A 13,121-nucleotide genomic window follows, 5' to 3' on the forward strand; every position below is an offset into this window, starting at 1 on the left:
TCTTACATTCTTAAGATCATCTATCCGCATAAAAATACGAATGAATTTTTTAACTAGATCAGTAAATAACCCCGTTGAGAGAGGTTAGTTAGTTGGTATATAAAAATAGTTTAGGGAGGTTATGAAAATGCTGTTTTTTCTCTTTGAGAAAAACCCAAAATAGTTATAAGAAACACATCTCTGACACCCTCTCAGTAATACTGCAATTCAAGCCTTGCAATAAAGAATTTTCAAATCTGCTGATAAAACCAAAGGGTTTGTGCTCTTTACAAATAAACATGTGAACTCAACAAGTCTTGCCTAAAATGAGTTAAAAAATAAAAACCTGTCATTTTTTAGTGAGTTTTAAGCTTCTTGTAATTGTTATTATTGAACAACTTTTGTGTTAACCTCAATTAAAAATAATAACTAAATTCTAATAATGGATTAGTAGTTTCTGATGGAGTAACAGTTTAAATGTTAAGGGTTTTATGCTTTGTTCTTTTTTCTTCCAGCTTGGCCGCCAATGAAGTAAAAAATGAAATAGATAAGGTTCTTTATGGCTATACCTCTTTATCTGAGTCGAGAGCTATTTTAGAAAAATTAGAACAAGGAATGCCATATAAAAATGGGCTTGATGATGCGCGAGTAATGGCGTTTAAGTGTTGGTTTTCGGATGTTACTACATCTATTGGGCTACTCCATTACAATGCCTTTTTAAATAATGCGAAGCCAATAATCCATAGCTCAAGTAGTGAAACATTAAAACAAGACCTTACAGCCTGTGAAGCTTTCCAAGAGTACAACCAAGGCAATTACCAATTCGCAGCAACACTTTTAACCCCTATAACTCAAAACTCTGCAAACACGCAAAACCCTGAAGAGCTAAACGCCATTGCAACCGCTAACACTGTACTCAACCGTATTTACTTAGCTCTAGGCAACTATGAGGATGCATTCTATGCAGCACAAAAAGCCTATCAGCTATTTGAAAAATCAGGAAATAGCTATGAACAAGCTCTTGCCCTAAAAGAAATAGCAGATATTCATATCGCTCTTTACAACTTTGATCTTGCAATTGAACAACTGCAACGCTCTGCAACCGAATTAGCAAAGTTTAATAAACAAGAACATTACAAAGTAATCGATCAACTCGCTTTTGCTCATGAAAAAAGCGGAAATTTCCCCAAAGCTATAGAGTTGTATCAGTCAATTAAAAAAGATGTAAGGTCTTACGAAAGCGATAACGGTTATGCTTACGTATTGATAAAACTAGCCGAGCTTTACACCGAACTAGACCAGCTCAATGCTGCAAAGTCATATTTAACCGCTGTTGATAAACTAAAGATAAATGATAGCTGGATCACAACACTGCTAACTATGACACAAGCCCAATGGAACTTAAAAAGTAATAATCTAAACGCAGCTCTGACTTTATTTAATATGTTACAAACTGAGCAAAACTCATGGCCGGTCAGTTTTAAAGAAAGGTATTTAAACTTTGCTTCATTAGTTGCTGAAGCCACAAATGACTCCTCGTTACACATAAATGCTCAGCAACAACTGATAACGATAGTAAAACAAAAGCAAAAAGACATAGCCAATAACGCCCTTATATCTGCACGTCTAAACTTTAACTTTGAACAACAAAAGCGTGAAATAACTCGTCTAGAACAAGCTTCAGCTCTGCAAAAAGAGTTACTAACAGTGGCTGAAGATAAAGCCTTTTGGCAACGATTAACACTCATTATTGCCAGCGTATGCTTATCCCTATTTGCAATTTATACCTTCAAACAAGTTCGTCAGAAAAAGTACTATGAAATACTTGCTTTAAAAGATGAGCTAACAGGCATAGCGAACCGAAGAGCTATCATTAACCTGAAGCGTAAGGTTATGCAAAAAAATCAACATAACTCTCAAGTAAGTTCACTGATTTCAATTGATATAGACCATTTTAAAGCTGTAAATGATCAGTACGGCCATGATATTGGCGATGAGCTTATCATTTCAGTTGTAAACACGATTGTAAGTACTGTGCGCTGTTCGGATATGGTCGGAAGAGTCGGTGGCGAAGAGTTTTTAATTGTTCTTGAAAATCAAACTCTCGACAATGCAAAAGAGATTGCATGGCGTATCAGGCATTCAATAGCAGAAAAACAACATACTTCTTTGAGGGTTAATGCGACCGTAAGTATTGGTGTTATTGAAATATCCCAACAGGAGACTGCAGAGCAAGCAGCAAAACGTGTAGATTTAAACTTATACAAAGCTAAGGAAAATGGCCGGAATCGTGTTGTGGTTTAGCCATAGTTAAACATTCTTGGTAACAACTAACCACTGCGTTTATTTTTGAAAAGTAAACGCTTTTCGGTCAAAAGCTAATAGCAAAAACAACCCGCAATCAGAAAAATACAAAAATAGTTACAACAAACACATTTGCTAAAACCCCACTCAATAAGATCTGCAATTCCAGCCCTGTAAGAAAGCATTCCAGTTTAGGCAAAAAAGTACAATTTGCATCTAAGAGTTTTAAATTATCACCAAAGGTCACACCTGCATGTCTGGAGAACATTAAAGCAACAGAAGTTAGAAGCAAATTTCTTCTTTGCCTGCTGGTTGCTTCAATCATTTCCAGAACTTTATCATTCCATTTTTTACAAACTCCTTTTTAGATAAAAACATGCATTTAAAATAGGTAGAACCTATTCAGCTAACGAAAGCCACTGCTCAAATTGCTTAATAGTAGTTTCATGCTTTCTTTTTAAGCCCAGTTCAGAGCACATCTCTTCTACAGGGTTTGAGCTATTATTATTTTTAGCAAACGTTGCTAATCCTAGAGCTTCCTCAAAAGCAAGCTCTTTCCAGTTTCTCTCATATCCAAACGCGTTCACACCACGCCAATGTATTAACTCGCAAGTATCTTCTGGCGATAACCAAACTGTTGGCGAGAAACCCGAATTCTCTTTAATTCCTGCCCATGGCTTTAAAAGCTCATAAATGTAATCAACTTGCTTTTTACTCGTACGTGTTAAGCCGTGTAAGTTAGCAATCTCCAATGCCAAAGTATGTAATGTGACACCGGGCCTTTCTTTCAATGTTTCTTGAGCAATTTCGGTTAACCGTGGTTTATACTCTTCTTTAAAGTAGTTGCTTGCATCAAGCACATTACTGGTAAGCTGTTGAGTATTTGCTACAAGAGATGTTTTATGTTGAGCTGAAGATGTTTTGCAATTGGTATTAGCAGCCGTTTTTAGAACCTCTGCATCTGCATCTGCATCTGCATCTGCTTCTGCTTCTGCTTCTGCTTCTGCTTCTGCTTCTGCTTCTGCTTCTGCTTCTGCTTCTGCTTCTGCTTCTGCTTCTGCTTCTGCTTCTGCTTCTGCTTCTGCTTCTGCTTCTGCTTCTGCTTCTGCTTCTGCTTCTGCTTCTGCTTCTGCTTCTAACAAACTATCCTTTTCTCTCTCAGTAGCAAGTATTTCATTTAACTTTAAATCTAACTTTTTAAGTGCGGTTTCTGAATCTACAAAATAATCCGTAGACCAGAGCCTAACGATATTCCAACCTAAACTTTCAAGGATTATTTGTCTTACGCGATCTCTATCTCTAGCTGCTGGTGAGCCGTGATATGTAGCACCGTCGCATTCGACACCAGCAATGTAGCATCCGGGTTTATCTGGATGAAGAATCCCTAAATCAACTCTGAACTTACTGACACCAACCTGTGTTTGGACCTTCCAACCCATGTTGCGTAATTCGTTTGCAACGGCTTGTTCAAAATCACTATCAAACTGATCCACTCCGTAACGAGCCGACGTACTTTCCGCAAGTGAAATAGGCCCTCTTTCAGCAAACTCTAAATAATGTTTTAAATGTTCGATAGCAGTTGAAGAGGTACGGCTCAAATCAATCATTGAAGAATCAAAACTACTGAAAATTACGACTTCAGTCGTTGCTCTCGTAATGGCAACATTAAGTCTGCGCTCACCACCTTGTTTGTTTAATGGACCGAAGTTCATACTCATCGTTTTCGCTTCTGGCTCAGTAGGACCATAACCTAAACTAAGCATTATGATATCTCGCTCATCACCTTGAACTGACTCTAAGTTTTTAACAAAAACAGGCTCTCTAGTTTCTGCTTCATGAAAATACTTTTCAATTTTTGGGTTATTCCTTCTAGCATCATCGAGTAAGTCTTCAATAGTGCGTTGCTGCTCTGTGTTTAAAGTAACGACACCAATTGACAATTTCTGTTGCTGCTTGTTGAGCAATCGCTTAGTGATTTCGTTTACAACAGCCTGTGCTTCTTTGATATTGTTCCGACCCTTGCCCTTTGCATAAAGGCCATTAACCCGATGTAAAGAAACAGCTGACTCTTTTGTCTCTGATGATGGGTAAGTTACTAATGAGTTTTCGTAGTACTTGCTGTTTGAGAATGCAATTAGAGTCTCATGTTTGCTTCGGTAGTGACCCATCAACCTTTTTAGCGGTAATCGAGCAGCTAAAGCTTGATCTAAAATAGATTCAAGATCTTCTTCATCTGGGGCATCGGAAGTACCGGCCGCGAAGAAGTTGGTTGGAGGCATTTGTTTAGGATCACCAACAATAATTACATTGCGCCCTCTGGCAATTGAGCCGACAGAATCCCATGTTGTCATTTGAGATGCTTCATCAAACACAACTAGGTCAAATCCTCTAAAGTCTGATGGTAGAAACTGAGCAACAGATAACGGTGACATCATCATACATGGAGTAAGCTCCAGCAATGACTCCCCAAGCTCTTTAATCAAAGCTCTAATTGGTATATGACGAGTTTTTTTCTGGATCTCTTTCGACAAAACACCGAAGTGACGGTCGTTCTTAGCATCTTTAATTTCAGTAGTTGGCACTCGACTTGAAGCCAGAGCAATAATGTAATCACTTGTTACTTCAGCTACTTTTTCATCTAATTTACGGAATGCTTCTATAGTAGCTTCATGTGTTGAAGCCTTAAATTCTCTTAAAATTTCACTGTCATCAATCAAAAGAGGTGCAAGCCAAGAAAAATAAGCTAATTCAAATTGCTCTAGTAATTCTGAAGATGAAATAACACCTTGGCTTAATGCCTGCTCAACAGAGTCTAAACCTACGCTATTAGCTTGATCTTTGGCGCTGACCCATTCACACCAGCTTTTAAGTTTCGCTTGATTGTTTTTTATTACACTTAAGGCTTGACTTAATTCAGTTAAATTTGAACCTGAAGTCTCTGTGACATTGAAATCGAGTAAGTTATTGTGCGCCTGTTCAAACTCTTTATAACTAGAGGCGAAATCATCTAATTTAGCCTCTACTTGAGAGTTTTCAATAAAATCTCTGCCGTCAACAAATTGCTTTTTAATTACTATTAAAGCTTCTGTTGGGTCATTACATAACGAAAGAGCGCTATTTAACTTAGCTTTTACTTTTCTTCCGAACTCCACGGAAGCTATTAAGTCTTTCGAAGTTGTTAACCAACCTTTCCAAATACCTAACGCTTCAAGTTCACCATTAGTTTCAGAAATATCATCGGCAAGCTGCTTTGCTTCTAATAGTTCAGCTAAAATAGAAAGATCACTAAACTTCTTAAACCCAAACTCATTTGCTTGTTTATTAACTTTCCACTTAGCAAATAGAGATTTAAGCCAACTACTATTTGCAGCTTCATATTCTGAATACCACCTGCTTATTGGAGCTTTCAATAGCTGACTAACTTCAATATTGCTACTTAGCTTGCTAATAAGCTCATCTAACTTTTCTTTTTTGAGAGCTAAGTTCTCTATAAGCTCAAATCGCTCGTTAAAGCCTGATTTTAAGACAAAAGTTATATCACGGTACTTCACAAGTTCTTTTAATTCATAAAATGAATTCAAGGCCAAGAAATTCTTGTTGGTCAGCTCAGGTGCATCGATGCCTAGGGTAGAAAGAGCCGATTGGAATTTATCTGTAATACTTTCAAATTCAATAAACCAAGCTTCAACTTTATTTATTAGCTGGCTTTGCCAAACATTTGACCATGCAGTAGCATTTATATAAGAGAAGCTAGTAAAGTCGAGTTCTTGAATATCTTCAAAGGCAATTTTAAGCTGCAAAACGATTTCATTTAGTGTGTTCAAGTCACTTTTTAAGGTTTTATCTGCACTTAAATCTAATGGCCAATTTAAGTTAAGTTTGACTTTCCCCTTATGAAGAGCCAGCCTTGATATTGCGTCTCGAACGGATACACCTGACTGTGACTTTTTATGTAGCTCTCTCACATAATCATTTAACTTATCTTTTTTATCCTTAAGCTCAGAAACATACATAGACCAAGCATTAGGATTTAATCCCTCTCTTGATTGCCAAGCCTGAGCTAATTGCTCTAAAACGACCTTTTTGTTCGCTTTATTACTGTGAAGCTCTAAACATAGATGGTCCAAACCTACTTTTTGCAATCGCTTGTATACTACATTCAATGCAGCCATTTTTTCAGCTACAAATAAAACCTTCCGCCCCTTACCAATATTGTGAGCGATAATGTTAGCTATTGTTTCGGATTTACCTGTCCCCGGAGGTCCTTCAAGTACAAAATCTTGCTCTTTTGCTGAAGCATCAACAGCAACTAATTGCGAACTATCACAATTAAGAGGCGTAAACACTTCAGCAGGGTCTATAGCCTCATCGACTTGATGTTGTTCAACAAACTCAGCAGATTGAATATAAGCATCTTTGGGACTTTCAACTAAGTGCTGAACAAATCGATTTTCTTTTAAGTCATCCAATCTGTCTCTTAAATCTTTCCACATCAAATATTTTGCAAATGAAAATGAAGATAAAACTAATTCCTCGACTACCTCAAATCCCTTTTGCTCACTGACAGCCTGCCTTACCTGACTCCAAATAAATGGGACATCAATCCCACTTTCATCTTCAGGCAGCTCATCTTTAAATACATTTAAGTTAATATCGTGTTCAGATAGCAAAAACTCGATCAAAGTAAGATTAAAGATTGCTTCCTCACCTTGTAATTGCTCAACATAAATGGGAGCTCGAGCACTTTTTCGAGTGAGGTTAACTGGAATAAGAATTAATGGAGCTTTAAAGCTTCGGGTATCCTCTGGGTTCTCTTTCCACTTAAGGAAACCCAGTGCTAAGAAAAGTGTATTTGAACCACTTTCTTCTAAATCATTTTTTGCTTTCCGAAATAGCTCGATAGCATTTTTTTCTACCTTTTTAGGAGGCTGATTAGCTAATAAAATTTTATTATTTAACTGATTAAGAGCGTACTCTTTATGTATTTCCGAGCCGGTTTGAAAACGAAATAACTCACTGTCTCGTTCTGAATCAAAATATGGACTTTCTTGAGTTGATAAGAATTTAAACTTTGTCCCATCCGCCAACATATCTTCCATATTAGCTATATCAGGACAATATAACTTTATACATACCGACTTATCATTGAAATTTAAAAGTTTATTTCTCTTAGTTAAATCAAGAAGCTTTCGGCACCATGAGTCAATGCGTGTTTCAGGGCTTTCTTCGACAACACGCTCTTCAGCACGAACGGGAGGTAAAGGAGGAACTTCAGGTAAAGTAAGTTCAACAGTTTCATCTACTGATTCAGTTTCAGCTTTAGCCTCTTCTATAGTTGATAACGGTTTAATTGACTGAGCTCGTGCTTGGCCAATATCTAAAACCATTACAAACTCTTCTTCTTTATCCTCGTCAAGTAAATTTCTGGCATGATCTTTTGCTTGTTCAAATGTAACAGGGGAAGCATTTGTTACGAGCGTTGTTTCAAACAAGACTAAATCTCGGTTATCCACGCGCTTTCTTATATCCTGTGGATCATCATTACAAAGAATTGGCAACTTCTCATCAATTAACCAAGCACCAGCAAAAGCATGCCCACTAGTGATAGCCACCACAGGGTTTAGACCCATAGCTTCTATACAACTTGCAAATAAGACAGAAGAATCTAAACAAGCGGCCATTTTAGATTGGCTGATATCCGCTGCTAGACGAATTCGTTGGCCAGTTTTTGCGAAGCCTTGAGGAGGGCTGACATATGCTAACTTTTCTTGGAAAATAACATTCCAAAGCGCAGCAAGCATCAAATATGGCTTTTCTCTAGTGTTCGACTGATATCCATCTACTGAGCGTCCATGGCCACTACTTTCTAAAAGTAAAGCGACTTTTCTAACTAAAGACTCTACGTATAAACCATTTGGCTTTACAAAAGCCGCTAGTAAATCTGGCTGACGACTCTCTCCACCCCAAAAATTGGCGGGGAGAATACTCACTTTATGCTCACTACTACACAGGAGAAGGTTTTCATCATCCAATAGCTCAAATTTAAGCCCTAGAAGAACTTCTTCGGTCAGGCCAAAAAGAGTTTCAAAAGGAAATTTAAGTTCTTTGACTGGTAATTTAACTGACTGTCCAGAAATCACTTCATCAATAAGCCACTCAGAGGAGTCTAACCAACCTTCAATAGCATTCAATCTTAACTTTAAATTACGATGGACTGGTTTGTCGTAACATTCCGGTACAATGATTTGGATATTACGCAAAACTGAATATGAATTTTGCTGTGCAGCTAGTGAAAAAGTAGAAATCACATCAACTTCTAATTCAATATTGCCTTGGTTTTGCTTATTAACTTCTTCCATGAGAGATTGTAACCCTTTGTTCTTGCTTAAGTAGCAATAGTAGTTTTAACCAATGTAACTATAACTTCGTATTAGGTCAAGAAATGTACGGCACATCAAAAAGCATTGGATTACAGTTCAAAGCGCGAACAAAGGCATTCAGGCACCTTTGGTATAAAAGGTAATGATTGACCAAAAGTAAGACTTGACCTAGTCACTTTTACATATCAAAACAAGGCAGTTGAAAACTGCTGAGGAATTATCAATATTCGCACCATAAAATTGCATTCGACCCTAATATAGGCTTTAAAAGACAGTAACTTCTTTTAAATATAGCGAGGCTATAGCTGCCAATACAAAGGGGACCCAAACACGTCTATGTAGTAGTCAATAATGGCTCTTGCATTAAGTGATGGGTGACGGGCATTCGGGTATATTGCAGCAATAGTTTGAGTTTCAGTATTAATTGATGAATCAATCTCTGTAAAAAGCTTCACAAGTTTCCCCTCAGATAGACTGTCAGCAATGAGCCAATCTGGAAACAATACTATTCCCATACCATTTAAAGCGGCGGTGAGCAGAGACTCGGCGTTGTTCGAACTTAAAGTCGGAGTGATCGAGCAGTGAACCCATAAACCTTCGGGTTGCCTGAAATACCAACGATTTGGACCTGATGAGCCACTATAGACAAGACATTTATGTGTAACTAAGTCTTCAGGTTTTTTAGGCACACCATATTTTTTAATGTACTTGGGTGATGCAGTGAGATGATAACTCTGCTCTCCCACAATACGTGCTCGTAATGAGGAGTCGTTAAGCGTACCAATCCGAAATATGACATCTGACGCATCTTTCATCGGATCAATGTAATCATCAGTAAGAGTTAGCTCTATATCTAATTCTGGATATCTTTCGCTCAGATTAGCAAGGGCTGGAGCTATATGCTTTTGACCAAAAAATACTGGCGCGTTTATCCGAGCAAGTCCCGAGGGTTCTAGTAATCTTTCACTTAACGCTTGTTGTGCATCATGAAAATTTAAAGCCATTGCACGCGCATGATTTATGAATAGGTTACCGCTTTCAGTGGGTATTATCGCACGCGTATTCCGATAAAATAATTGATGTCCAAGCGCATCTTCAAGATTGTGTATAACACGAGACACTTGAGAAGCAGACACCCCTTCCCGTCTCGCTACCAACGAAAAATTCTTTAGCTCATACACATTGATGAAAATCAGTAAGCTCTTTAGATTTATAGATTCAAAATTACTCATATATGCATATTGTGCAAAGGTGTTCACACAATAATGGCATTTTTCTCATCAATCGAAAAGCGTATTCTTCTTCACCTTAAAAAATGGAGAAAGTTTTATATGCAACTCTTTTTAATTTTGATTGTTATCGCTGGTGGTATGGGGCTTTCCGTTGAAGCCGGGTTACTAGGGCCTTTGGGAACGCAAGTTGGCGATTTATGGGCAACATTTAGTATTTTCGCAGTTGGGGCTGCATTAACATTTTTGTTGATGTTGTTTTTTAGCCCTCGTAATAGTGCATCTTTTTTCTCTCAGCCATCATGGCAACTGTCAGGGGGAGTATTAGGTGTCGTTTATGTCGTTATTCTCACTGTGGCGACGCCTAAAATAGGTATTGCAATGACGATGATTGGTATTTTAGCTGGGCAAATCTCTAAAAGTTTAATTATCGATCACTTTGGTCTATTTGGTACCCCTCACAGAAGAATCGACAATAGACGAATTATTGCACTCATTTTCATCATTATCGCGTTAGCGATGGTTGCACAAGGTTAGGATCTATTATGACATTTATAATGATTTTATTAGCGATACTCGGTGGCGTTATGCTCAGTATTCAAGCAGCAATTAATGGTCAACTTGGAAGTAAATTAGGCGTTTTTAAGACCGCATTCCTTACATTTTCAGTGGGTGCATTAATCACAGCTTTATTGATCTTCTACTTTGAGCCAAAGCATTCAATCACGTTGCTGGATGTACCCAAATGGCAATTACTGGGAGCTATGTGTGGTGTTCCATATATAGTCATAATGGTACTTGCTGTGCAACGAATCGGTACCGCTGTCGCAACGGTTGCGGTTATTTTCGGGCAGCTAACAATGAGTATGTTAATTGATAATTTTGGCTGGCTGGGGAATGAGCCAATACCTTTTTCAATTTATAGGGTAATTGCAATTATTTGTCTTGGTATTGCCTTATATTTTATATATTCAAGCAATAAGACTACAAATAGCTCAAGTGAACAAAAATTAACGAGAACATTTACTTCAGATTAGTGTGTTTAAGTTATCTAATGTTTAAATATTCCTACCCCAATGAGCTAGGTGCCTAGCTCATTGACTAATTAAAACGACGCTACATGCGGCTTACAAAGTCTCATCAAAACATTCATAACGCAAAGTTACAAACAGTCTTCAACCAATGAATACGACTCTTAAAACTGCTTAATGGTTATCTTGCGGTGCCTAGTTGAGATCCATATCATTTATCGGATTTTAATTTATTACTATTCCAGCCTTGGATCAGAAAGAACAATTTTAGTTGTTCATAAAATAAATAATCCCTCTTATGGCAATAGTCATAATTCTGTCATTTAATTGATCAATAATTGGCGCTAATTTAATCAACTAACGTAATGAAGAAGTAATGAACAGTGCTTTGGTGCAACTTTCGTTTGCACTCCCCTCTAGTGATGATCCCTTATGTGCGGCACTTGAGCATACGATGGAATACGAACAACTGCATTTTGTTGCTAACGAGCAAAAGCAGGTTTTGTTTTATTGTGTGCTACCCGAAGATGCGCATGAGGGCGATGTGATCTCTATTAGTGCGACCTATCCTAATGCGCGTGAATCAGCGTATTTTACTGCGCGCACACTGACGCAACATGACCTAGATCAGCAGCTTATTATGCTTACGTTAGAAAACGTGACACAAAGTGGTGAATTTGTATTGCAGCTAATGCTTCATGGTAAGCATGCAACATTGAAAGACAGCGCGCAATTCGACGTGGGTATCGCTGCCAACGCATCGCCACAATTAGCGCCGACAAACCACGCTAAAAATCAGGGTTTTCGGCACTATATCAGTAATCTTGGGGCAAGTTTCTTAGCGTTTTTCTAATCGCAAAAGCTTATTTTACCCATGGTAATATCGGGGATCCCTTGCTCGGTATTACCAAAACGCTGTTGACCCCCCGACAAACACTCATTTGCCAGAATCGCAAACAATACCGCCTCTTTCGCATCTGGGTTAATGCCTAAGCTATCGGTGTTTTTAATAGCTGAAAGCTGCGGACAATTCGCTAAGATCATTTTCATTAGCAGCGGGTTATGCACTCCACCGCCACTGGCATACACTGCAATATCGGTCAGTTTTTCACTGCATTGATTGATTGCTTTAGCAATCATTAAAGCCGAAAACGTGACTAAAGTGGCCATGACGTCGTAATGAGACAGATCGCTCGTGTTAGAACGCGCTTGAGCAGACGCTAAATACTCTAGGTTAAATACTTCAGGCCCTGTTGTCTTTGGAAAATCTAAACTAAAGAATGCATCACTGCATAACGCCGCTAACAAAGCGTCGTTTGCGGTGCCTTTACTGGCGATTAATGCATCTTTATCATACTGAAGCGGAGCAAAATGACGCTGTACATACGCGTCCATAATGGTATTGCCTGGGCCAATGTCTGAACTAAAAACAGCTCGCGCATCGGCAGATTTTGGTAAATAGGTAAGATTAGCAATCCCCCCCATATTTAACAAAATACGGTTTTCTTGATGACTTGTGAAATACAAATAATCACCGTATACCGCCAAAGGAGCACCTTCTCCACCCGCAGCAATATGCTTTTGCCTAAAGTCGCCAATAGTGGTGATCCCTGCGGTAACCGCGAGATGATCACTGTCGCCAATTTGTAACGTTGCATTACCGTATTCAGGGCGTTTGTGCTGAGTTTTAGGGCAATGATAAATAGTTTGTCCATGGCTTGCTATTACATCAATATGCTCTTTATCTATACCCCAGCTCGCTAAAGTATGTGCAACCATCTCGCCATGAAGCTGACCTATCCATGGGTTAAGTAAGGTTACTTCTTCAAGGTCGCATTCACGCTTTGCAAACACGCGCTTAACGCGTGATTTATAATTATCGTCGTAATCAACGGTAGTAAACTTAATAACATCAACATGGGTATTCATGCCCTGCCCAGAGACCTCACACAGCGCAATATCAAGGCCATCTAATGAGGTGCCACTCATCAGACCAATAATTAATTTTTTTTCTTTTTTTGCACTTAAATACAGTTTTTCAATATGTTGATGCATAAATAAATCACTTAAAATCAGCTTGTTATATAATAATAAGCCGCTTGATGGATTGGAATAGTTTATATTTTAAAACAATACATTCAAAGAATAATTATTGCAAAGATTTTTAATTTGCTTTAAAACTGTACGGGTGAGCTCCC

Annotated in this window: 8 protein-coding genes; 4 read left to right on the forward strand and 4 right to left on the reverse strand. The window is 38.2% G+C overall.

Annotated features, from left to right (window positions below; all coding sequences use genetic code 11):
• Positions 1-456: 456 nt before the first annotated feature.
• Entirely contained in the window at positions 457-2,283 is a 1,827-nt protein-coding gene (locus LPA49_RS07190; protein ID WP_230236178.1) for a tetratricopeptide repeat-containing diguanylate cyclase, read from the forward strand.
• A gap of 97 nt (positions 2,284-2,380) precedes the next feature.
• Here the strand turns inward: LPA49_RS07190 and LPA49_RS07195 are convergent, their stop codons facing one another.
• From LPA49_RS07195 to LPA49_RS07205, 3 genes are all read right to left on the reverse strand, one after another.
• Positions 2,381-2,608: a hypothetical protein gene (locus LPA49_RS07195; protein ID WP_118845051.1), complete on the reverse strand. Its 228-nt coding sequence runs from the start codon at positions 2,606-2,608 to the stop codon at positions 2,381-2,383.
• 73 nt (positions 2,609-2,681) lie between these two features.
• Entirely contained in the window at positions 2,682-8,642 is a 5,961-nt protein-coding gene (locus LPA49_RS07200) for a DUF4011 domain-containing protein (RefSeq protein ID WP_230236179.1), read from the reverse strand.
• A 320-nt stretch (positions 8,643-8,962) separates the two neighbouring features.
• Entirely contained in the window at positions 8,963-9,895 is a 933-nt protein-coding gene (locus LPA49_RS07205; RefSeq protein ID WP_230236181.1) for a LysR family transcriptional regulator, read from the reverse strand.
• 33 nt (positions 9,896-9,928) lie between these two features.
• Here LPA49_RS07205 and LPA49_RS07210 point away from each other — a divergent pair, with 33 nt between their 5' ends.
• From LPA49_RS07210 to LPA49_RS07220, 3 genes are all read left to right on the forward strand, one after another.
• Complete coding sequence (locus LPA49_RS07210) at positions 9,929-10,429, forward strand: DMT family transporter (protein WP_227006875.1); 501 nt, start codon at positions 9,929-9,931, stop codon at positions 10,427-10,429.
• 8 nt (positions 10,430-10,437) lie between these two features.
• Positions 10,438-10,929, forward strand: coding sequence for a DMT family transporter (locus LPA49_RS07215; RefSeq protein WP_036972446.1), 492 nt, complete (start codon positions 10,438-10,440; stop codon positions 10,927-10,929).
• 370 nt (positions 10,930-11,299) lie between these two features.
• Entirely contained in the window at positions 11,300-11,776 is a 477-nt protein-coding gene (locus LPA49_RS07220) for a hypothetical protein (protein ID WP_074988506.1), read from the forward strand.
• Here the strand turns inward: LPA49_RS07220 and LPA49_RS07225 are convergent.
• The gene (locus tag LPA49_RS07225; RefSeq protein WP_036972448.1) at positions 11,773-12,978 is read right to left on the reverse strand and encodes an anhydro-N-acetylmuramic acid kinase; all 1,206 of its coding nucleotides are present in this window, start codon (positions 12,976-12,978) and stop codon (positions 11,773-11,775) included. The two genes, LPA49_RS07220 and LPA49_RS07225, sit on opposite strands and share 4 nt — an antisense overlap.
• Between the last annotated feature and the right edge of the window lie 143 nt (positions 12,979-13,121).

Origin of the sequence: Pseudoalteromonas sp. MB41, assembly GCF_020966275.1 — a bacterium.
In the GTDB taxonomy this organism is placed as follows: domain Bacteria; phylum Pseudomonadota; class Gammaproteobacteria; order Enterobacterales; family Alteromonadaceae; genus Pseudoalteromonas; species Pseudoalteromonas lipolytica.